The sequence below is a fragment of the Catellatospora sp. KI3 genome, assembly GCF_029948125.1.
In the GTDB taxonomy this organism is placed as follows: domain Bacteria; phylum Actinomycetota; class Actinomycetes; order Mycobacteriales; family Micromonosporaceae; genus Catellatospora.
In genome coordinates this window covers 76,524-97,864 of record NZ_JASAMB010000002.1, presented here as the reverse complement: position 1 = coordinate 97,864, position 21,341 = coordinate 76,524, and the positions used below count along the sequence as shown (strand labels likewise).

The window sequence follows — 21,341 nt, the reverse complement described above, 5'->3', positions numbered from 1 at the left end:
TCCCGTACCCCGGAATGTTGCGCATGCCACCGCGCCCACCGGAGAGCCGGTGATGATCAATCCCGCGGGTAGCATGGGCCCATGTCCGCCGCAGCTGTGAACACCGACGAGCAGGCCGTCCTCACGGCCCTCGCCTCCGTGAACGACCCGGAGATCCGCCGTCCCATCACCGAGCTCGGGATGGTGGAGTCGGTCAAGGTCGACTCCGGCACGGCGCACGTCCGCATCCTGCTCACCGTCGCGGGCTGCCCGCTCAAGGACACCCTGCGCACCGACATCACCGCCGCCGCCACCACGGTCCCCGGCATCACCGCCGTCGAGATCGACTTCGGCGTGATGAGCTCCGACCAGCGCCAGGACCTGCAGAAGCGCCTGCGGGGCGGCGCGGCCGCCGAGCCGGTGATCCCGTTCGCGCAGCCCGGCAGCCGCACCCGTGTGTACGCGGTCGCCTCCGGCAAGGGCGGCGTCGGCAAGTCCAGCGTCACCGTCAACCTGGCCGCCGCGCTGGCCGCGCGCGGCCTCTCCGTCGGCGTCGTCGACGCCGACATCTACGGCCACTCCGTCCCGCGCATGCTCGGCGTCGAGGGCCGCCCCACCCAGGTCGAAGACATGATCATGCCGCCGCAGTCCCACGGCGTGAAGGTCATCTCCATCGGTATGTTCACCAGCGGCAACGCCGCCGTCGTCTGGCGCGGGCCGATGCTGCACCGCGCCCTGCAGCAGTTCCTCGCCGACGTGTACTGGGGCGACCTCGACGTCCTGCTGCTCGACCTGCCGCCCGGCACCGGCGACATCGCCATCTCGCTGGCCCAGCTGCTGCCCACCGCCGAGATCCTCGTCGTCACCACCCCGCAGGCCGCCGCGGCCGAGGTCGCCGAGCGCGCGGGCGCCATCTCGCTGCAGACGCACCAGCGCCTCGTCGGCGTCATCGAGAACATGTCCGGGCTGACCCTGCCCGACGGCACCGTGCTGGACGTGTTCGGCTCCGGCGGCGGGCAGACCGTCGCCGACTCGCTGACCCGCCTCACCGGCGCGCAGGTGCCGCTGCTGGGCCAGATCCCGCTGGACACCGGCGTACGCGAGGCCGGCGACGACGGCACGCCCGTGGTGCTCAGCCGCCCCGACTCGCCCGCGGGCAAGGCCCTGAACGCGGTCGCCGACCGCCTCGCCGTCCGCCGCGACTCCCTCCTGGGCAAGTCCCTCGGCCTCTCCCCGGCCCGTAAGTGACGCCAGGGAAGTGACCTCAGGCCGCGGCCTTACCCGCGGAGGCGGGCGCCGTCTACGTGGCGTCGTCGAAGTTGTGGGTGCGGGGAGCGGGAGTGGCGGCGGCGGTAGTGGCTACCGGGGCCGACGGGGTGGCCGTGGTCATCGCGGTGAGGGAGCTGCGGGTCTCCTGCGCGGACTTGGCGACGCCGTCGACCTCCTTGCGCAGGTCGCTGTAGAGGCCGGTGAGCGGGTTGCGCAGGGCGGCCTCGTCCTCCTCGCTGAGCAGGTGCTTGCGCACGAACGCCTTGGGGTTCAGGTCCTCGATGCGGATGTCGGTGCCCAGTTCACGGCTGAGGTCGCCGGTGGCGTTGGTGGCCATGGAGCGCAGGTTGCGCAGCATGCGCAGGCCGTCCTGGATCACCTTGGGCAGCTTCTCGCCGAAGATCAGCAGGGCGAGCAGGAGCAGCCCGATGAACTCCCAGCTGTTCAGGTTCTCTAGCACCGCTGCCTCCCGACTGTGTCCGCATCGGCAAGGGTACGTGCGTCCCGGCCGACCAGGCCACCCCTCAGTCGGCGTCAGCGACGAGGGTCACCGACGTATCGTGCCTGGTAGACCCCCGTTTGTACGTCACTTTGACCACGTCACCCGGTGCAGTTTTCCGCACAAGTGCGACCAGGTCCGTCGGTTCGCCGATCAGGTGGCCGCCGTAGGCGACCACGACGTCGCCGCTGCGCATCCCCGCCTCGGCCGCCGGTCCCAGCGCCACCACCTGCCCCAGCTTCACCCCGCCGCCCGGACCGCGGGACGCGTCGCCGATCTCTGCGCCGATCACGGTGCGGTGCGCCCGGCCTTCGGCGATGATCTCGTCGGCGACCCGCCGGGCGTGGTTGATCGGGATGGCGAAGGCCAGGCCGATGTTGCCCGCCGACTCCTCGCTGCCCGCCATCGACTTGATCACGGCGTTGATCCCGACCACCTGCCCGGCGGCGTCGACGAGCGGGCCGCCCGAGTTGCCGTGGTTGACCGCGGCGTCGGTCTGGATGGCCGCGTAGTAGCGGGTGGTGCCGTCCTCGGCGGCCGTGGCGATGGGCCGGTCGAGCGCGCTGACGATGCCGGCGGTGACGGTGCCGCGCAAGGCCAGCGGAGAGCCGACCGCGACCACCGCGTCGCCGACCGCGACCGAGTCGGAGTCGCCCAGCGCGGCCGGGGTCACCTCGTGCTTGCCCTGGATCTGCAGCACCGCGACGTCGGACTCGGGGTCGGCGCCGACGAGCTTGGCGGGCGACGTGCTGCCGTCGTCGAAGACCACGGTGGCGACGCCGGAGCCGCCGGAGACGACGTGGTCGTTCGTGACGACGTACCCGGTGGAGCTGACGACGAAGCCGGAGCCGAGGGAGACGCTGCCGTCGACGGGCACCCGGACCGTGACCACGCTGGGCAGCACCATCCGGGCGACGGCGGCCAGCGAGTCGGGGGCGCGCTGCACGGCGGAGGTGCTGGGGGCGCCCAGCACGGAGCGTACGGTGACCGGGTCGTCGCTGAACCGTACGCCCAGCGCACCGCCCAGCACCCCGGCGAGCACCCCCGCGAGGACCGCCGCTCCGGCGACTGTCCACAACGTACGACGTCGGGTATGGTCGGGCTCGGCCAGCGGCTCGGGCGAGGGCTGGTGCGGCCGCTGCGCGGCCGGTGACACCGTCGCCGGAGAGTGCGGATCACGCCACGGGTCGTTGAGCGCGTCGGACCACCAATGCGACGCCGGTGCGGCCGCCGGCGGCGTGCTGTGCGCCGCCGCCCGCTCCTCGTCGTCCGGTCGGCGATATACCCAGCCCTCGGTCACTGGCAGACCCCCCGTCCCGTTCCCGGCTCCAGAATGGCACGGTTCCAACGTGAAAAATCACTGTTCGCGGAAGGTGCGTACATGACGACGTCACTGCGTCAACCTGGACCGGCTGCGGACTTTCCGGGCTCGTTCGTCCCCGAAGACCTGATCACGCAGACGGCCCGCGGCCTGGCGGTCGAGGTGGGGCTGCAGCCGGTCTCGCCCGCGGTGGGGGCGGCGCTGCGGATGCTGGCCGGGGCGAGCGGGGCGCGGGCCGTGGTGGAGATCGGCACCGGGACCGGGGTCAGCGGGCTGTGGCTGCTGCGCGGCATGCGCCCCGACGGCGTGCTCACCACGATCGAGTCGGAGCCCGACCACCAGCGCATGGCCCGGCGGCTGTTCGTCGAGGCGGGCTTCCCCGCGTCGCGGACCCGGGTGATCACCGGGCGGGCGCTGGAGGTGCTGCCACGGCTCGCCGACGGCGCGTACGACCTCGTATTCGTCGACGCCGAGCCGACCGAGTACGCCTCCTGCGTGCACGAGGCGCTGCGGCTGCTGCGGCCCGGCGGCCTGGTGGTGCTGCACGGCGTGCTGACCACCGGCCGCGACGTCTTCACCGTGCGGGAGGTGGCCCTGGCGATCCGCGACGACGAGCGCTGGCAGCCCGCCGTCCTGCCGGTCGGCGAGGGCCTGCTCGCGGCGGTGCGGGTCTAGGCTGTCCCGCGCTTCAGTTCAGCGCGGACAGCCAGCGCACCAGGGTACGCACGCCCCAGCCGGTGGCGCCCTTGACCAGCTCGGCGTCGTTGCCGCCGCTCCAGGCCGGGGCGGACATGTCCACGTGCAGCCAGCGGTCGCGCAGCGGCCCGGCGAACTCGCGCAGGTAGAGGGCGGCGGTGATGGCGCCGGGGTTGCCGGCCGCGTTGTTGAGGTCGGCGATCTCGGCGGCGACGTCCTTGACGTACTCGTCGGCCAGCGGCATCCGCCATACCAGCTCGCCCGCCTGCGCGGCGGCGGCGCCGACCCCGGCGAGCAGCTCCTCGTTGTCGCTGAACACCGCGGCGGTCTTCTTGCCCAGGGCGACCCGGGAGGCGCCGGTCAGGGTGGCCAGGTCGAGCAGCAGGTCGGGCTGCAGGTGCGCGACCGCGTACGCCATCGCGTCGGCGAGCACGACCCGCCCCTCGGCGTCGGTGCTGTGCACCTCGGAGGTGAGGCCGCCGTAGTGGGTGACCACGTCGCCGGAGCGCCACGAGCTGCCGGAGACCATGTTCTCGGCGAGCGGGGCCAGGGCGGTGATCCGCACCGGCAGGTCGAGTTCGGCGGCGGCCAGCACGGTGGCGCAGACGGTCGCCGCGGCGCCCATGTCCTTGCGCATCAGCTGCATGGCCTCGGTCGGCTTGATGTCGATGCCGCCGGTGTCGAAGGTGATGCCCTTGCCGACCAGCACCACGTGCCGGGTGGCGCCCTCGGGCGCCCAGCTCAGCTCGAGCAGGCGCGGGGGCTGGGCGGAGCCGCCGCCGACGGCGAGGATGCCGCCGAAGCCCTCGGCGGCGAGCTGGTCCTGCTCGCGCACCCGGGCGGTGACGTCGTCGCCGGTGCGGGCGAGCACCTGCTCGACGAACCAGGCGGGGGTCTTCAGCTGGGACGGGGTGTTGGTGAGGTCGCGGGCGAACCGGGTCAGGTCAGCCACGGTGCGGGCGGCGGCCAGCGCCGTCTCCCGCTCCTGCGAGTCCTCGACCGCCACGACGACCTCGGCCAGCTTCGGCACGGCGTCGGCCTTCGGCTCGGTCATCGAGAACCGGTACGACGCCAGCCACAGCCCTTCGGCCAGCCCGCGCAGGGCGGCCGCGTCGAGGTCCGCCGGGGCGAGGACGGTGAGCCGCGCCTCGCGGGCGGCGGCCCGGGCCAGTGCCGCACCGGCGGTCCGCCAACCGGCCTCGTCACCCGCGCCGACCCCGACCAGCAGCAGCCTCGCGGGCTGCCGCAGCGGCCTGGGCAGCGACTGCACCGAGCCGGCCGAGCCCTTGTGCTCGGTCTCGGCCAGGTACGCCGCCGCCTCGGCGGCGATGTCGTCGGGGAGCAGACCGGAGTCGATCGCGACCGGTGCGTCGCCCTGCGCCGCCGGCACCGGGACCGCCACACAGCCCTGGGCCGATTCCGGACGAGTGCCACCGAGTCGAATCGTGATCATGCTCTGCCCCTCCGCCACCAGGTACCAGCCCGCCTGACCCTACCGCGTTCCACCCGGCCACCGGCCGCGGCCGAGGTGGAACGCGACCGCTGCGTCCTGAGCTGCGGCGCCGCCTGCACCGCAGCCCGGGTCGCGCGGGCCGCTCGTACGTCCTCCGGGCCGCCGGCCCGGAAAGCGCGAGGTGCCGCGCTCGCGCGCGGCACCCGAAGCACAGTCCATGGAGGGATGGGCCGACCGAGGGCGCCGTCCGCATGGCGGCGAACCCGGGCGGGGGTGTGCCTTGCTTGTGTCGGACTCGTCAGCCGACGGCGAGCTTGAGCGCCTCGCCCAGGGCAGTGGCCTCGTCTGGTGTCATCTCCACCACAAGCCGCCCGCCGCCCTCCAGCGGCACGCGCATGACGATTCCCCGGCCCTCTTTGGTGACCTCCAGCGGACCGTCGCCCGTCCGCGGCTTCATCGCCGCCATGTGTGTCTCCCCTCAGACTTGCCAGACCTGCACCCGGGTTGGAATGCAAGACTTCGGCGGGCCTCCCCGCCTTGCCACGTCGGCGGTTTCGCCCGACGGACCTGCCCGAAGGCTGCCCGCCGCGGCTCCGCGCCGTCGTACGCTGTCCGGCACCCGACACGGTTGGGTGAGCCGTGCGTGGGTGCCGACCAATGATTTTCCCTGATGGACCACGCGAAGCCCAAACCGGGCCGGTCACGTTGTGACATCATCTCGCCACCACACTTCACATCTGTCACAATCACCCCTCATGCAGGCCCGTTCGGCACTCTTCGACCTCTACGGTGATCACCTGCGACAACGCGGCGGCCGGGCGCCGATCGCGGCCCTGATCCGGCTGCTCGGGCCGCTCGGCATAGCCGCGCCCGCCGTCCGTACCGCCGTGTCCCGGATGGTGCGACAGGGCTGGCTCGCGCCCGTGCGCCTGCCCTCGGGCGCCGGGTACCAACTCACCCCCCGCGCCATGCGCCGCCTCGACGAGGCCGCCACCCGGATCTACCGCACCGGTCGCGGCGGCTGGGACGGCCGCTTCGACCTGATCGTCGTCGCGCCACCCGATCCGGCCGCGCTGGGGCGCGCCGAACGCGACCGCCTCGCCGCCGACCTCGCCTTCCTCGGGTACGGCCGCCTCGATGCCGCGGTGTGGATCGCCGCCCGGCCCGCGGGCGAGGCGGACCAGCTGCTGCTCGACGCGGGCGTACGGTTCGACCGGTTCTCCGCCGCGTACACCGGTGGCGACGCCGCCGCGATGATCGCCCGCGCCTGGAACATCTCCGCCGTCGGCGCCGCGTACGCCGGGTTCGTCGCCCAGTTGGCCCCTATCGTCGGGTCCGTGACCAGGCTCACCGACGACCGCACCGCGTACGCCGCCCGCTGCGCCCTGGTCCACGCCTGGCGCGCGTTCCTGTTCCGCGACCCCCAGCTGCCCGCCTCCGTGCTCCCGCCGGACTGGCCCGGCACCGCGGCGGCCGCCTTCTTCGACCGGCACGCAGCCCGCCTGCGGCCCGCCGCCGACCGTTTCGTAGACCACTGCCTGAGGGAGAACTGATGTCCGCACCGCTGCTGGTAGACCGCACCGACGGGGTCGCCACGGTGACGATGAACCGCCCCGACTCGCTGAACTCGCTGGACGTGGCGCTGAAGGTGGCCCTGCGCGACACCTTCCTGGAACTCGCCGCCGACCGCGCCTGCCGCGCCGTGGTGCTGGCCGGTGCGGGGCGGGCCTTCTGCGTCGGCCAGGACCTGCGCGAGCACCTGGCGGCCCTGGAGACCAAGGCGCCGCTGGACACCGTCTCCGAGCACTACAACCCGATGGTCGCCGCGCTGGCCGCGCTGCCGGTGCCGGTGGTGGCGGCGGTACGCGGCGCCGCCGCGGGCGCGGGCGCGGGCCTGGCCTTCCTGGCCGACTTCCGCATCGGCGGGCCGTCGACCTCGTACCTGATGGCGTTCGCGCGGGTGGGGCTGGCCGCGGACACGGCGGTGTCGTGGACGCTGCCGCGCCTGATCGGCCACGCCAAGGCCACCGAGCTGCTGCTGCTGGCCGAGCCGGTCAGGAGCGACGAGGCGCACCGCCTCGGCCTGCTGACCCGCCTGCTCGACTCCGACGACGAGGTGCTGCCCGCCGCCCAGGAGCTCGCCGCCCGCCTGGCCGCAGGCCCGACCGTGGCGTACGCCCAGATCAAGCGCGAGCTGTTCGAGGGCGCCACCGGCACCCTGGCCGAGGCCCTGGCGGTCGAGTTGGCCGCCCAGACCGCCGCGGGCGGCACCGCCGACCACCGCGAGGCCACCAACGCCTTCGTCGCGAAGCGCCCCCCGCTCTTCGCGGGCAACTGAGGTAAGGAAGGGTCCCTTCTTATCGCTTTACGTAGAAGAAGGGACCCTTCCCAACCGCCGGAGGCTTGGCTTAGTCGTCTTCGGGGTCCAGGGGGGCGGGGCCGTCGGCGACGTAGGCGGTCATGGCGAGTTCGTCGCCGGACGGGGACACGAAGGCGGGCAGTTCGGCGGGGCCGAGCTCCACCACGTACCGCCAGAACTGGGCCACCGCCTCGGCGGGTGTGGCCGCCTCGATCGGCAGGGACACGCTCACCAGCCACTCTTTCTCCACCGGCTCATCCCATCACAGGGCGGCCCGGTGGCAGCCCGCGACGTGGTCGTCGACCATGCCGGTGGCCTGCATCAGCGCGTACGCGGTGGTCGGGCCGACGAAGCGCAGCCCCCGCTTCTTCAGCCCCTTGGCCAGCGCCACCGACTCCGGCGAGGTCGCGGGCACGTCGCCCAGGCCGGTCGGGCGCGGCCGGGCGGCCGGATCCGGGGCGTACGACCACAGCAGCGCGCTCAGCCCGCCCTCCAGCTCCAGCGCCACCCGCGCGTTGTGCAGCGTCGCCTCGATCTTCAGCCGGTTGCGCACGATCCCCGGGTCGGCCAGCAGCCGTTGCTCGTCGGCGGGCCCGAACGCGGCCACCGACGCGATGTGGAACCCGGCGAACGCCGCCCGGAACGCCGGGCGCTTGCGCAGGATGGTGATCCAGCTCAGCCCGGACTGGAACGCCTCCAGGCTCAGCCGCTCGAACATGGCGTCGTCGCCGCGCAGCGGCCGCCCCCACTCGTCGTCGTGGTACGCGTTGTACTCCGGGGCGCTGCCCGACCAGGCACATCGCGCCAGCCCGTCCGCACCGACAACCACGCTCACCCTATTGCCCCCTCAGCCGTACGCGAATACTCTTCGGAACCCATGGAACTGCCGCACTTCCCGTCCGTGGTGCTCTACTCGGTCCCGATGTTCATTCTGCTCATGGTCCTCGAACGGGTGTCCTACTGGTTCCATCCCGATGAGGACGAGGTCGGTTACGGCGGGAAGGACACCGCGACCAGCCTGAGCATGGGCCTGGGGAGTCTGGGCTGGGACGTGCTGTGGGGCCTGGGCACCGGCCTGGCGACCAGCGCGGTCTTCCTGCTGACCCCGCTGCGCATCGAGTTCCACTGGTGGGCGCTGCCGCTGTTCCTGATCGCGCAGGACTTCTGCTACTACTGGTCGCACCGCGGGCACCACATGATCCGCGTGCTGTGGGCCTCGCACGTGGTGCACCACTCGTCGCAGACGTTCAACCTGTCCACCGCGCTGCGGCAGAGCTGGACCGGCTTCACCGGCTTCCTGTTCTACCTGCCGCTGGCGGCCGCGGGCGTCGACCCCAAGATCACCGCATTCTGCGGCGGCATCAACCTGGTGTACCAGTTCTGGATCCACACCGAGCGCATCGACAAGATGTGGCGGCCGTACGAGTTCCTCTTCAACACGCCGTCGCACCACCGGGTGCACCACGCCTCGCAGGGCGGCTACCTGGACCGCAACTTCGCGGGCATGCTGATCATCTGGGACCGGATGTTCGGCAGCTTCGCCCCCGAGACCGAGCGCCCGATCTACGGCCTGACCACGAACATCCAGACCCACAACCCGCTCCGCGTGGCCTACCACGAGTACGCCGCGATCCTCCGCGACCTGCGCACCCGCCCCCTGCGCCACTGGCCCGCCACCCTCCTGCGCGGCCCCGGCTGGTCGCCGGAGGCCTGATCAGGGGAGGCGGCCGGTCTCGACCAGGCGGGCGAAGCGCTTCAGGGAGTGCTTGAGGCTGACCTTGGAGCCGGGCCACAGCAGCGGCCACGCCACCCGGCCGGCGACCCCGCCGGGCAGGTGGAACCACTCGTGCCAGACGACCTGCGTCCGGTCCCCGGCCATCGGGGTGCAGCGCATGACGCCGGGCCCGCGCAGCACCTTGCCGCAGTGGACGACGCGCACCTCGTACGGCGGGTCGAGCTTCACCACGCGCATCTCGTCGCGCAGGGTCGCCGGACCGGCGGCGGTCACCGCCTCGATCAGGCTGCCCTCGCCGCCGTCGCCCTCGATCACCCGGACCTTGGTCAGCGGGATCCAGTCGCCCTGCCGCTCCCAGGCCGTGAACGCGGCATACACCCGCTCGGCCGGGGCGGCGACGATGATGGTCGCCGTCACCTCGCCGGAGCCGGGTGCGGCCGGGTCGGCCCCCGTCACCGCCGGACCGGCTCGCCGGTGGCCGCCTCGGTGGCGGTCTCGGCGGCCGCATCGCCGTCGGTGTCGGTGTCGTGCTCGGCCTCGACCGGCTGGGCGGTGTCCGCCTCGTCGGTCTCGGGCTCGGTCTCCGCCTCGGCGGCGGGCAGCGCGGTGTCGGACGGCGGCGTGGCCTGGCCCAGCGCGCTGGCGCGGGCCCGGGCGAGCGTGTCGGCGTCCTCGACGCGGCCCTCGCGCAGCGCGGTGACCTCGGCCTCGAGCACCTGGATCAGCTCGCTCTTGTAGCCGATGTCGTAGGCCAGGCGACGCAGGGTCTGGTCGACCTGGGCCATCCGGTATCCACGCCAGCCGACGTCGAAGGTCGCCGAGGAGACATCGCCCTCGACGAGCGGACGGTCGGCGGGCAACGGCGTGGCGCGCTCGTCGGGTTCGGCCGGCGTCAGTCCCGGGTCACCCCCGGTGACCAGCGTCATCACCCCGAACACCACGGCGCCCACGGTGAGCGCGACGACGATCAGAAGCAGCAGGTTGCCCATGCCCACGATCGTGGCACGTGTGGCGCTTCAGCGCGACCCTGCCATGCGACCTGTCCGGGCCGATCCGCCCACCCTGTGGGACGACCCCGGGCGGCTGTCCCACGGTGACGGCTCAGAGCCAGCGCAGAGCCTGCTTGCGCCAGGCGTAGAGCAGCCCGAGCGCGAGCACCGCGACGAAGACTGCCATCTCGGCGATCACCTTGGCGCCGCCCGCCAGGTAGACCACCGCCCACGGGAACAGGAACACCGCCTCGACCGCGAACAGGACGTACAGGTACGCGTAGATGTAGTAGCGGATGTGCACCTGCGCCCAGCCGCCCTCGACGGGGTCCAGGCCGCACTCGTACGTGTCGAACTTGCCGTCGGCGGCGTTGGGCCGCGACGGGCGCAGCAGCCGGTTGGCGGTGAACGCCCCGCCGATGATGAGCACGCCGACCAGCAGCAGCAGCCCCACCGTGGCGTACGGGCCGAGGTAACCGTCCACGCACGCAGCCTAGCGCCCCGGCGCTCACGGCGCCCGCCTCCGCGGGCGCGGCGACCGGCCCCGCAGCCGATCGCGGGTAACAGTTGGGACTCGTGCAACCGGACGCGGGGGCAAGGTGTGTGACCCTGCATGACCATGTCCGTCACCCCGCCGGGCGGCGTCCCCGCCGCTGACCTCGCGTCGGCGCCGACGCGTCGGGCCGAGGCGTCCGCCGCCGACTTCGACGCGTTCTACCAGGCGCACTACGCCGGGACGGTGGCCGCGGCGTACGCGCTGACCGCCGACCGCGCCGAGGCGCACGACCTGGCCCAGGAGGCGTACTGCCGGGCCTGGCAGCGCTGGGCCGAGCTGGCGCGCTACGACAACCCGGCCGCCTGGGTCTACCGGGTGACGGCGAACCTGGCCCACTCCCGCTGGCGGCACCTGAAGGTGGCCGCGGCGCACCTGGTGCGCCAGCGCCCCGACACGGCCGCCCCGCCCGACCCCGAGCACGTCGCGCTGGTGGCCGCGCTGCGCGGGCTGCCCGCCGACCAGCGGCAGGCGATCGTGCTGCACCACCTGGTCGACCTGCCGGTGAGCGACGTGGCCCGGGAGATGGGCGTGCCGGTCGGCACGGTCAAGTCCTGGCTGTCGCGGGGCCGCGCGGAGCTGGCCGTGCAGCTGGCCGACCCCTCGCGCGCGGCCGCGGTCGCGCCCGAGGCGGTGCGCCGGCGCGGCGACACCCGCCGCCGGGCGCGCCGGACCGCGCTGGCCGGGGCCGCGGCGGCGGTGCTGGCCGTGCTGGTCCTGGTCGGTTTCCAGTGGGTACGGCCGTTCGACGGCGCCCCGGTCCCCCCGGCCGAGAGCCCGAGCCCGACCGTCGCCACCCCGGGCCCCGTCGCGAGCGGGCCGGTGGTGCCCGGCCCCAGCCCGGCCCCGGTGCCGAGCCCTGCCGCCGACGACCCGATCACCAAGGTCGACTTCGCGACGGCGACCGTCGCGCTGCCCGCCTGGCCGGGCTGCCCGTCGGGCACGGTGACGTTCCGCCGCTCCGACAGCGGCACGGCGGTCGGCGGCGGCGGCTACCCGAAGGTCACGCTCGACGCCACGCGGGAGGCGTACGGGGATCTGACCGGCGACGGTCAGGCGGAGGCGGTGCTCCACGCCACCTGCCTGCGCACCGCCGAGGACAGCGGGGACGCGCAGGGCCAACTGCTGGTGGTGACCCGCACCCCGGGCGGCGGGCTGCGCGCCCTGGGCTGGACCGGCGAGCGCGGCGCCGTCTACCCCGGTTTCTGGGTCGCCGACGGCGTGCTCTACGCCGAGATGCACCCGTGGCAGACCGGGCCGCGGGACTACCGGCCCGGCATGGCGTACGGGTTCCGCTGGACCGGCACCGCGTTCGCCCCGGTGGACGTGTCCGCGGCGTACCCGCCGGTGCTGCCGAGCGGCCCGGGGCGCTGGCTGGACCTGACCCCGGTCGCCGACCGGCTGCGCTGCAACAGCCTGCCCCCGAAGACGGGGACGCTGCGGCCTCGGTTCAACGCCGAGGGCATCGCCGACGAGGGCGACCGCGAATGGCTGGTGCGGACCGGCGCCCCGTCGAACGGACCGATGATCGCCTGGCTCGATCCGGCCGGGCACCCGTACCTGCTGCTGCTGGTCGAATGCGCGATCGACGACACCCCGTCGGCCACCTTCGACGTGCAGCCCTCGGCCAACCTCGTGGTGTTCGACCTGGCCCCGGACGGCTGGCGGGCGCTGGCCACCGTGCCGCTCGGGCCGCAGGACGCGGTCGGGGGCTGGTCGGTGGCGCCGGACGGGCGGCTCACCGTGGCGGCCGCGCCGCTGGGGGCCGAGATCGATCCGGTGACGTATACGTGGACCGGACTGGCGTTCGCGCGCTCGGACTGAGCCCGTACCCGTCCCCGACGTTCTTCGTTTGTGTCAGCTTTTGGGACGAGCGAGTGATCTGGGCGACTCGGCACCCGGTGCCGTGTCGCCTTTATCACGTTCATCGCCAGTTTGGGCTGGGCACCCTTGTCACCGCGATTCCCTACCGCCGACGTAGGCTGACCTTAATCGAGACGTAACAGCACACCACCCCAGCAGGAGGTCGCGTCCAGTGGCCGAACAACGTGAGGGCGCCGGGCAGCTCAGCGAGCACCCGGACCCCAACGAGCACGGGCACCCCGCCAAGGAGGTTCACCAGCTCGACCGGGTGGTGATCCGGTTCGCGGGTGACTCCGGCGACGGCATGCAGCTCACCGGTGACAGGTTCACCTCGGAGACGGCACAGCTCGGCAACGACATCTCGACGCTGCCGAACTTCCCGGCCGAGATCCGGGCACCTGCCGGCACCCTGCCGGGCGTGTCCAGCTTCCAGGTCGCGTTCGCCGATTACGACATCCTGACCCCGGGTGACGCGCCGAACGTACTGGTCGCGATGAACCCGGCGGCGCTGAAGGCGAACATCGCCGACCTGCCCAAGGGCGGCACGATCATCGCCAACACCGACGAGTTCACCAAGCGCAACCTGCAGAAGGTCGGCTACGACAGCAACCCGCTGGAGGACGACTCGCTGGCCGGCTGGCAGGTGCACAAGGTGGGTCTGACCAGCATGACCGTCGGGGCGCTGGCCGAGCACCCGGTGAGCAAGAAGGACGCCGAGCGCGCCAAGAACATGTTCGCCCTCGGCCTGCTGAGCTGGCTGTACTCGCGCCCGCACGAGTCGACGATGGCGTTCCTGGAGAAGAAGTTCGCCGCCCGGCCCGAGCTGGTCGCCGCGAACAAGGCCGCGTTCGCCGCCGGCTGGAACTTCGGCGAGACCACCGAGGGCTTCGCGGTGCGGTACGAGGTGCCGCCCGCGCAGATGGCCCCCGGCAACTACCGCAACATCACCGGCAACACCGCGCTGGCGCTGGGCCTGGTGGCCGCGGGCGTGCGGGCGCAGCTGCCGATCGTGCTGGGCGCGTACCCGATCACCCCGGCCAGCGACATCCTGCATGAGCTGAGCAAGCACAAGAAGTTCGGCGTGACCACGGTCCAGGCCGAGGACGAGATCGCGGCGGTCGGCGTGGCGCTGGGCGCCTCGTACGGCGGCTCGCTGGGCATCACCTCGACCAGCGGTCCGGGCGTGGCGCTCAAGAGCGAGACCATCTCGCTGGCCGTGGCGCTGGAGCTGCCGCTGGTCGTCGTGGATGTGCAGCGGGCCGGCCCGTCGACGGGCCTGCCGACCAAGACCGAGCAGGCCGACCTGAGCATGGCCCTGTTCGGCCGGCACGGCGAGGCGCCGGTGGCCGTGGTCGCCGCGCAGTCGCCGACCGACTGCTTCCACGCCGCGATCGAGGCGTGCCGGATCGCGCTGACCTACCGCACCCCGGTCATCCTGCTGTCGGACGGCTACGTGGCCAACGGCTCCGAGCCGTGGCTGCTGCCGGAGATCAGCGACCTGCCCGACCTGCGGGTGGAGTTCGCCACCGGGCCCAACGGCGAGGACGGCAAGTTCTACCCGTACCTGCGCGACCCGCAGACCATGGCGCGGCCGTGGGCGGTGCCGGGCACGCCGGGGCTGGAGCACCGGATCGGCGGTCTGGAAAAGGCCGACAAGACCGGCGACATCTCGTACGACCCGGCCAACCACGACTTCATGGTGCGCACCCGGGCCGCCCGCATCGAGGCGATCGACGTGCCGGACGTGGCCGTCGAGGACCCCTCCGGCGAGGCGAAGGTGCTGGTCCTGGGCTGGGGCTCGACGTACGGGCCGATCGGCGCGGCGGCGCGGGCCCTGCGCCAGCGCGGGATCAACGTCGCGCAGGCGCACCTGCGGCACCTCAATCCGCTGCCGAAGAACCTGGGCGAGGTGCTCGCCGCGTACGACAAGGTGGTCATCCCGGAGATGAACCTGGGCCAGCTGGCGCAGGTGATCCGGGCGCGCTTCCTGATCGACGTGGTCGGCTACAACCAGGTCCGCGGGCTTCCCTTCACCTCCACCCAGCTGGAGACCATGCTCGAGGAAGTGATCAAGAATGTCTAACGCGGTGCCGGTCCAGCTGACCATGAAGGACTTCAAGTCCGACCAGGAGGTGCGCTGGTGCCCGGGCTGCGGTGACTACGCGATCCTGGCCGCGATGCAGAGCTTCCTGCCGGAGCTGGGCATCCCGCGCGAGCGGACCGTGTTCGTCTCGGGCATCGGCTGCTCCTCGCGCTTCCCGTACTACCTGAACACCTACGGCATGCACTCGATCCACGGGCGCGCCCCGGCGATCGCGACCGGCCTGTCGGTGTCGCGGCCGGACCTGACGGTGTGGGTGGTGACCGGTGACGGCGACGCGCTGTCCATCGGCGGCAACCACCTGATCCACGCGCTGCGCCGCAACGTCAACCTGAAGATCCTGCTGTTCAACAACAAGATCTACGGCCTGACCAAGGGGCAGTACTCGCCGACCAGCGAGCTTGGCAAGATCACCAAGTCGACGCCGTCCGGCTCCTCGGACGCGCCGTTCAACCCGATCTCGCTGGCGCTGGGCGCCGAGGCCTCGTTCGTGGCCCGGACCATCGACTCCGACCGCAAGCACCTGCAGTCGGTGCTGCGGCAGGCCGCCGACCACCAGGGCTCGGCGTTCGTCGAGATCTACCAGAACTGCAACATCTTCAACGACGGCGCCTTCGACGTGCTCAAGGAGCCGGAGACCCGCGACGACTACCTGATCCGGCTGGAGCACGGGCAGCCGCTCACGTTCGGGGCCGACGGGTCGCACGTGGTCACCCACCCGGCGGGCAGCTTCGGGCTGGCCGTCGGCGAGGCCGCCGCCACCGACCCGGCCGACGTGCTGGTGCACGACGCCCACGCCGAGGACCCGGCGTACGCGTTCGCGCTGTCCCGGCTGGCCGGGCCGGACCTGCGGCACACCCCGGTGGGCGTGTTCCGCTCGGTGCGCCGCCCGTCCTACGACGAGCTGGTGCGCAACCAGCTCGACGCGGCGAAGGCCAAGGCGGGCGAGCCCGAGCAGGACCTGGCCGCCCTGCTCAACTCCGGCGACACCTGGACCATCCTGTAGTTCCGCGCCTCGCGGCTGCCCCGATCGGATCCCCGGTCGGGGCAGCCGCGTTTCAGCCGCCTCCCGCGCCAGCGCCGCGCGATGATCGGCGCTTGAGGTCACAAGCCGCGCTCTCACGCGACATCTCGACCGGCGACAGCGATCTTCGATGGATCAGCGCGTGAAGATCGCGGTGTGCGGTCGCCTCAGCGCGCGGACCGGCGCCGGCGCCGACTCCCGCGCCGCCGACTGACCACAGACGTCGACCTTGTTGCGCAGCGGCAGCCTTGATCACTCTCGCCGGTCGAAAAGTGCGCGAGGGGCGCGCTTTTCGACCGGAGAAGGCGATCATGGCCGGGCGGCGGGCGCGGGACCCGGCCGCCCAGCCGAGACGCCGCGCCTGGATCAGGCGGTGGCCTTCTTCTCGACCTCGCCGCGCTCGGCGGCGAACTTGGTCTTGATCGAGGCGAAGTTCTGCGCGAAGTACATGATCATGCCCACGCTGCCGTTGTCCGCCCACACGCAGATCGCGACCGGCACCCCGCTGACCGCGCCCTGGCCGCACTGGGCCAGCCCGCCCAGCGGGCCCGGCTCCACCTTCTCGAACGTGACCTTGCCGAGCTGGGAGGTCGCCGCCGAGGTGAACGCGTCCAGCGCGGCCTGCGGCGCGGGGTTCAGCACCGACACCGCGAACGCCATGGTCAGGTTCTTCTTCTCCGCCGAGCCGTAGTACGCCGCCACCGACGAGGTCGCGCCGGGCAGGTCGGCGGCCATGCCGGACTTCAGCTCGTTGACCGTCTTGGCCAGCCCCGGGTCGGTGCTCCTGGCCCGCCCGCCCAGCGTCTTCGGCTCGACCACCGAGATCCGGTCGGCGTCGTTGACCTTGTCGGCGACGTCCTCGACCGTGTCCTTGGCCTTGTTGAAGATCCAGTATCCGCCGGCCGCGCCGCCGCCGCACAGCACCAGGAAGACCACCATGGTTATCCACAGGCCCTTGCGGGACTTCTTCCGGCGCTTCTCGATGATCGGATGGCGGCGGCCGCGTTCGGGCTGCGGCGCGACGTCGCCCCAGCCGGGGTAGTCGTCCTCCTGCCGCGGGGCGGGAGCGTAGGCCGGCTGCGGGTGCGCCTGCTGGCCGTAGCCCTGCTGCTGGTAACCCTGCTGTGGATAACCGCCCTGCTGGCCGTAGCCGTCCTGCTGGCCGTAGCCCTGCTGCTGGTAACCCTGCTGCGGGTGACCCGGCTGGCCGTAGCCGGGCTGCTGCTGGCCGTAGCCGGGCTCCTGCTGGCCATAGGCTTGTTGCTGCTGGCCATAGGCCTGCTGGCCGCCGTAGCCGGGCTGCTGCTGGCCGTAGCCGGGCTGGGCCTGGCCAGGCTGTGGATAACCGGGCTGGCCGTAGCCGGGCTGCTGGCCGTACTGCGGCTGCTGGCCGTAGCCCTGCGCGGGGCCGCCCTGGGGATATCCACCGCGTTGCTGTGGGTAATCGCCTGATTGCTGTGGATAACCCGCCTGCGGATGGCCGCCCTGCTGTGGATAACCCCCGGGCTGTGGATAGCCGTTCGGCGGCGGGTCGGACGGCTGCCGCTCCTGGCGGGAGGGGTCCTGATCGCGCCGGTCACGCCGGTCGCCCCAGGGGTCGAAGTCACGGTCGGAGTGGGACATCGGCTCGGCTCCCGGCAACGTGAGTGCGGCACGGGTTCGCACCGGCGAGGGGATCCTAACGGCACCGCGCGAACAACGGGGGGCGCGGCGGCCGGACGGGTCCGAAGGGGCAGCCGTCCAGTACCGACAAGTCAACACTTCCGAAACATCGGCGCAACAGCTAGATTCACCCCAACCGATGCACGCCCCCGCATCGGCCCCGAGTTGCTCGTCATCCCCGTGCCGACTCGAAAACCCGAGGTGACCCCCCGTGAAGCGCCTCCTGCTCGTCCCGCTCACCACCCTCACGGCCGTACTGGCGCTGGCCACCCCTGCCGCCGCGGTCACCGCCGAGGAGAAGCTGTCCGTGCTCTCCGGCTGGACGCAGACCAGCTCCGCCAGCTACAACGCCTGGAACTCGGCCCGGCAGAACCAGGGCTCGTGGTCGGCGTACGCGTTCAGCTGGGGCACGGACTACTGCTCGTCCAGCCCGGACAACCCGATCGGGTTCGACTTCAAGCTCTCCTGCTACCGCCACGACTTCGGCTACCGCAACTACAAGGAGATGGGGCAGTTCCCGGCGAACAAGTCCCGCCTGGACAGCGCCTTCTACGAGGACCTCAAGCGCAAGTGCGCGACCTACAACGTGGTCGTGCGCCCGGCCTGCACCAGCCTGGCCTGGACCTACTACCAGGCGGTGAAGGCGTTCGGCGGTGTCGTCGTCAGCGACGCCGAGCTGGCCCGCGCGCAGCGGATGAAGCGCGACGCGATCCGGGCCAACGGCGGTCTGGACTGACCCGACCGCACCCCTGACAGCCTGCGCGTGCTTCCCGATCCGTCTCCGGGAAGCCCGCGCAGGAACGGCCGCCCGGCGCCGCTACGCCGGGATGGTCCGTTTCAGGAGGCGGGCAGCTCGGCGAAGCGGCCGGAGTCGACGGACAGGTCCGGGTGCTCCACGGCCAGCGCCAGCGACGCCGACTCGCCGAGCGACAGCCCGGCCCCCTCGGCGTACGCCTCGTCGAAGGCGGCGTCGCCCAGGGCGGCCCGCGCCGCCTCCTGCTGCGCCGTCCAGTACGCCGCGAAGATGCCCGGACCGCAGTGCAGCTTCACCGTGGTGGACTCGGCCGCCCCGAACAGCACCGCCGCGGTACGCGGGTCGCCGCCCTGCACGCACCGGGCCGCCATCGCCTTGACCGCCACGCAGGCCCGCCCGTGGAAGCCGTACGCCATCCGCGAGCGCAGCGCCACCGTCAGGTGCTCGTGCGCGGCCACCAGGTCACCGCGGCGCAGCGCCACCATGCCCAGCAGCAGGTCCAGCGTGCGGCGGCCGCGCTCGGCCGGGCGCAGCTGCTCCAGCTGCCGCGACGCGGCGAGCAGGTCGGCCGCCTCGTCCAGCGCGCCGCGCAGCCACAGCAGCTCGGCCAGGTTGCACACGGAGAACAGCGCGTCGGCGGCGACGTCGTGCCGCTCGGCCCACTCCATCACCTCGCGGCAGGCCTTCTCGGCGTCGGCCGGCTGGCCCGCGTCGCGCAGCGCCCCCGACCGCCCGGCCAGCACCCGGGCCAGCAGGCGCGGGTCGCCCGCGCGCCGGGCCGAGGCCTCGGCGCGGTGGCTGAACCGAAGCTCCTCGGCGAACTCCCCGTCGACCGCGGCGTGGCCGGAGTGGGCGTGGTAGACCCGGGCCAGCTCCGCGTCGGGCACCGGCTCGCCGGTCTCGGACAGCCGGGCGTACAGCCGGAACAGCCACAGCCGGCCCTCGCGGGCCAGGCCGCGCTCGCGCCACCACTGGTCCAGCCCGCAGGACAGGCGCAGGCCGTCGCGGGCGCTGCCGCCGGTGCCGCACCAGCGCAGCGCGGCGCGCACCTCGGCGGCGAGCGGGTCGATCGAGTACAGCGACAGCGTCACCGGCTGCCCGTCCGGGCCGTGGTGCACCTCGCGCAGCTCGGTCAGCGCCCACGCCACGTGCCTGTTCCGGGCGGCCGCCTCCTCACCGTGCTCGCTCAGCCGCCGGATCGCGTACGAGCGAATGGGGTCGAGCATCCGGTACGTCGTGCCGTGCGGCCCCGGCTCGGCCTGCACCAGCGACTTGTCCACCAGCACCGTCAGGGGCCCCAGCGGGTCGGCGTCCAGCAGCGCCTCCACCCCGGACAGCCGCACCGGCCCGGCGAACACCGACAGCCAGCGCAGCAGCCGCGCCGCGTCCTCCGGCAGCGTCCGGTACGACCAGGTCACCGTCGCCTGCATGGTGGCGTGCCGGGGGTGCGCGGCGGCCGTGCCGCCCCCGGCGTCCAGGGCCAGCAGCGGGTCGGCCTCGTCGGCGGTCAGCTCGGCGTGCAGGCGCCCGGCCAGCTCCCCCGCGGACAGCACCCGCAGCCGCGCCGCGGCCAGCTCGATCGCCAGCGGCAGCCCGTCCAGCCGGGCGGCGACCCGGGCCAGCCCGGCCAGCTCGGCCGGTTCGATCGGCCGTCCGCCGCGCGCGGCGACCGTACGCTGCGCGAGCAGGGCGACCGCGTCGCTGGTGCCGTCCTCGCCACCGGCGGTCAGCGACAGCGGCGGGATGCGCCACACCAGCTCGCCGGGCAGGCCCAGCGGCTCGCGGCTGGTGGCCAGCACGGTGACCTCGGCGGCTCCGGCCAGCAGCCGGGCCAGCAGCGGCACCACCGCCGACAGGTGCGTCTCGCACGTGTCGAGCAGCAGCAGCAGCCGGCGGGTGCTCAGGAAGTCGGCCAGCGTCTCGGTGACCGGCCGCCCCGGCTCGGGGCGCAGGCCCAGCACGGTGGCGACGGTGAACGCGACCAGCCCCGGATCGGTGACGGTGGCCAGATCGAGCGACCACACGCCGTCCGGATAGGACTCGACGAGATCGCCGGCGACCGCGACGGCGAGCCGGGTCTTGCCCGCCCCGCCCGCGCCGACCACCGTGACCAGGCGGTGCGCGGCCAGCAGCGAGCCGAGTTCGGCTCGCTCCTCGCGGCGTCCCACGAACGAGGTCAGGTGATTGGGCAGATTGTGCGGGGCGGCCTGCTCGGTGCGCGGTCGCGGGAAGTGCTGCTCCAGGCCCGGCGCGACCAGCTGGTGCAGCCGCTCGCGGCCGTCGAAGCCGCGCAGCCGGTGCAGCCCCAGGTCCAGCAGCCAGGCCTGGTCGGGCAGGGCGCAGGCAGCCTCGGCGGTCGAGGCGGAGAGCAGGATCTGCCCGCCGTGGGCCGCCGCGGCGACCCGCGCGGCGCGGTGCACCTCGGGGCTGGCGTACTCGCCGCCGTGCGGGTGGGCGATGCCGGTGTGCAGGCCCATCCGTACCCGGGGCTGTGCTTTCGGGTCGTCCCAGGGGTGCTGCGCCAGGGCGCGCTGGGCCTGCGCGCAGGCCTGCAGCGCGTGCGCCGCCTCGGCGAAGACGAAGAAGTACGAGTCACCCTCGGTGAACAGCTCCACCCCGCCCGCCGTGGCGAGCGCAGCACGCAGCACCCGCCGGTGCTCGTGCAGCACCGGCCGGTAGCCCTCGCCGAGCATCTGGGCCAGTCGTGTCGAGCCCTCGATGTCGGTGAACAGAAACGTCACCTGCCCACGCGGCAGGTCTGAACGCTGCGGCACGCGTGGAGAACCTCCGCCCCCCTGGAAGTCGCGGTTCATGCTGCCGTACCCCCACCTGCACTTGACATCGTGAGAACGGGTTGATCGAGCCGCCCGAACTGCGGGCCGGTCCCGCGGCATCGCTCCGGGCCGATACGGTCCCCGGAGATCAGCGCTGCCAACCGTCGTAACGACGACACCGCTGGGCGGATGTGGGCCGTCAGGGCACAGCTGGATCATCCGGTGCGCCCGGTTGCGGCGAAACCAGTCCGAACCGGCGGCGTGACCTGCGCGGTGCGACAGGGCGCCGCGATGTGAGACATACTCGACG

The 21,341-nt window shown here is 73.0% G+C and carries 20 protein-coding genes and 1 pseudogene; 10 read left to right on the top strand and 11 right to left on the bottom strand.

Features of this window, described 5'->3' with window-relative positions:
• Positions 1-81 precede the first annotated feature (81 nt).
• Positions 82-1,227 carry an Mrp/NBP35 family ATP-binding protein gene (locus tag QEZ54_RS04235; protein ID WP_281303138.1) on the top strand — a complete coding sequence of 382 codons (1,146 nt, stop codon included), beginning with the start codon at positions 82-84 and terminating at the stop codon, positions 1,225-1,227.
• Positions 1,228-1,279: 52 nt separating this feature from the next.
• Here QEZ54_RS04235 and QEZ54_RS04230 read toward each other — a convergent pair whose 3' ends face one another.
• Together QEZ54_RS04230 and QEZ54_RS04225 are read right to left on the bottom strand one after the other, a co-directional pair.
• Entirely contained in the window at positions 1,280-1,708 is a 429-nt protein-coding gene (locus QEZ54_RS04230; protein WP_281303137.1) for a preprotein translocase subunit TatB, read from the bottom strand.
• A gap of 64 nt (positions 1,709-1,772) precedes the next feature.
• Positions 1,773-3,047: a trypsin-like peptidase domain-containing protein gene (locus QEZ54_RS04225; protein WP_281303136.1), complete on the bottom strand. Its 1,275-nt coding sequence runs from the start codon at positions 3,045-3,047 to the stop codon at positions 1,773-1,775.
• 81 nt (positions 3,048-3,128) lie between these two features.
• Between QEZ54_RS04225 and QEZ54_RS04220 the strand changes: the two genes are divergently transcribed.
• Positions 3,129-3,743 (top strand): O-methyltransferase, encoded by a 615-nt coding sequence (locus QEZ54_RS04220; protein ID WP_281303135.1) that lies wholly within the window; start codon positions 3,129-3,131, stop codon positions 3,741-3,743.
• Positions 3,744-3,756: 13 nt separating this feature from the next.
• On the opposite strand, the gene QEZ54_RS04215 is transcribed toward QEZ54_RS04220, so the two are convergent.
• Positions 3,757-5,217 carry a leucyl aminopeptidase family protein gene (locus QEZ54_RS04215; protein ID WP_281303134.1) on the bottom strand — a complete coding sequence of 487 codons (1,461 nt, stop codon included), beginning with the start codon at positions 5,215-5,217 and terminating at the stop codon, positions 3,757-3,759.
• Between the two features lie 298 nt (positions 5,218-5,515).
• Positions 5,516-5,683 carry a DUF3117 domain-containing protein gene (locus QEZ54_RS04210; protein ID WP_120317235.1) on the bottom strand — a complete coding sequence of 56 codons (168 nt, stop codon included), beginning with the start codon at positions 5,681-5,683 and terminating at the stop codon, positions 5,516-5,518.
• A 289-nt stretch (positions 5,684-5,972) separates the two neighbouring features.
• On the opposite strand from QEZ54_RS04210, the gene QEZ54_RS04205 reads away from it, so the two are divergent.
• Positions 5,973-6,770, top strand: a complete 798-nt coding sequence (locus QEZ54_RS04205) for a PaaX family transcriptional regulator C-terminal domain-containing protein (protein ID WP_281303133.1) — start codon at positions 5,973-5,975, stop codon at positions 6,768-6,770.
• Positions 6,770-7,555 carry an enoyl-CoA hydratase-related protein gene (locus QEZ54_RS04200; RefSeq protein WP_281303132.1) on the top strand — a complete coding sequence of 262 codons (786 nt, stop codon included), beginning with the start codon at positions 6,770-6,772 and terminating at the stop codon, positions 7,553-7,555. Before QEZ54_RS04205 ends, QEZ54_RS04200 begins: the two co-directional genes overlap by 1 nt.
• Before the next feature lie 70 nt (positions 7,556-7,625).
• On the opposite strand, the pseudogene QEZ54_RS04195 reads toward QEZ54_RS04200, so the two are convergent.
• Positions 7,626-7,820: pseudogene (locus tag QEZ54_RS04195) on the bottom strand (hypothetical protein); the annotation flags it as partial.
• Positions 7,821-7,838: 18 nt separating this feature from the next.
• A complete protein-coding gene (locus QEZ54_RS04190; RefSeq protein WP_281303131.1) occupies positions 7,839-8,411 on the bottom strand; it encodes a DNA-3-methyladenine glycosylase I in 573 nt (190 codons plus the stop codon).
• A gap of 42 nt (positions 8,412-8,453) precedes the next feature.
• Here QEZ54_RS04190 and QEZ54_RS04185 point away from each other — a divergent pair, with 42 nt between their 5' ends.
• Positions 8,454-9,290 carry a sterol desaturase family protein gene (locus QEZ54_RS04185; protein WP_281303130.1) on the top strand — a complete coding sequence of 279 codons (837 nt, stop codon included), beginning with the start codon at positions 8,454-8,456 and terminating at the stop codon, positions 9,288-9,290.
• On the opposite strand, the gene QEZ54_RS04180 is transcribed toward QEZ54_RS04185, so the two are convergent.
• The 3 genes from QEZ54_RS04180 to QEZ54_RS04170 form a co-directional block, all read right to left on the bottom strand.
• Positions 9,291-9,767: an SRPBCC family protein gene (locus tag QEZ54_RS04180; RefSeq protein ID WP_281303129.1), complete on the bottom strand. Its 477-nt coding sequence runs from the start codon at positions 9,765-9,767 to the stop codon at positions 9,291-9,293. It abuts the gene before it with no gap.
• Positions 9,764-10,300, bottom strand: a complete 537-nt coding sequence (locus QEZ54_RS04175) for a DivIVA domain-containing protein (RefSeq protein ID WP_281303128.1) — start codon at positions 10,298-10,300, stop codon at positions 9,764-9,766. Before QEZ54_RS04175 ends, QEZ54_RS04180 begins: the two co-directional genes overlap by 4 nt.
• A gap of 112 nt (positions 10,301-10,412) precedes the next feature.
• Positions 10,413-10,784 carry an NADH-quinone oxidoreductase subunit A gene (locus QEZ54_RS04170; protein WP_281303127.1) on the bottom strand — a complete coding sequence of 124 codons (372 nt, stop codon included), beginning with the start codon at positions 10,782-10,784 and terminating at the stop codon, positions 10,413-10,415.
• A gap of 129 nt (positions 10,785-10,913) precedes the next feature.
• On the opposite strand from QEZ54_RS04170, the gene QEZ54_RS04165 reads away from it, so the two are divergent.
• The 3 genes from QEZ54_RS04165 to QEZ54_RS04155 all read left to right on the top strand — a co-directional run bounded on the left by QEZ54_RS04165 (position 10,914) and on the right by QEZ54_RS04155 (position 15,823).
• Positions 10,914-12,677 carry a SigE family RNA polymerase sigma factor gene (locus QEZ54_RS04165; RefSeq protein WP_281303126.1) on the top strand — a complete coding sequence of 588 codons (1,764 nt, stop codon included), beginning with the start codon at positions 10,914-10,916 and terminating at the stop codon, positions 12,675-12,677.
• Between the two features lie 307 nt (positions 12,678-12,984).
• Positions 12,985-14,799 (top strand): 2-oxoacid:acceptor oxidoreductase subunit alpha, encoded by a 1,815-nt coding sequence (locus QEZ54_RS04160; RefSeq protein ID WP_281303541.1) that lies wholly within the window; start codon positions 12,985-12,987, stop codon positions 14,797-14,799.
• Complete coding sequence (locus QEZ54_RS04155; protein WP_281303125.1) at positions 14,792-15,823, top strand: 2-oxoacid:ferredoxin oxidoreductase subunit beta; 1,032 nt, start codon at positions 14,792-14,794, stop codon at positions 15,821-15,823. The genes QEZ54_RS04160 and QEZ54_RS04155 overlap by 8 nt, the downstream gene beginning before the upstream one ends.
• Positions 15,824-16,207: 384 nt before the next feature.
• On the opposite strand, the gene QEZ54_RS04150 is transcribed toward QEZ54_RS04155, so the two are convergent.
• Positions 16,208-16,780, bottom strand: coding sequence for a hypothetical protein (locus QEZ54_RS04150; protein WP_281303124.1), 573 nt, complete (start codon positions 16,778-16,780; stop codon positions 16,208-16,210).
• 51 nt (positions 16,781-16,831) lie between these two features.
• Between QEZ54_RS04150 and QEZ54_RS04145 the strand changes: the two genes are divergently transcribed.
• Both QEZ54_RS04145 and QEZ54_RS04140 read left to right on the top strand, forming a co-directional pair.
• Positions 16,832-17,293, top strand: coding sequence for a hypothetical protein (locus QEZ54_RS04145; RefSeq protein ID WP_281303123.1), 462 nt, complete (start codon positions 16,832-16,834; stop codon positions 17,291-17,293).
• A 421-nt stretch (positions 17,294-17,714) separates the two neighbouring features.
• Positions 17,715-18,239, top strand: coding sequence for a phospholipase (locus tag QEZ54_RS04140; protein ID WP_281303122.1), 525 nt, complete (start codon positions 17,715-17,717; stop codon positions 18,237-18,239).
• A 101-nt stretch (positions 18,240-18,340) separates the two neighbouring features.
• On the opposite strand, the gene QEZ54_RS04135 is transcribed toward QEZ54_RS04140, so the two are convergent.
• Positions 18,341-21,070 carry an adenylate/guanylate cyclase domain-containing protein gene (locus QEZ54_RS04135; protein WP_281303121.1) on the bottom strand — a complete coding sequence of 910 codons (2,730 nt, stop codon included), beginning with the start codon at positions 21,068-21,070 and terminating at the stop codon, positions 18,341-18,343.
• Between the last annotated feature and the right edge of the window lie 271 nt (positions 21,071-21,341).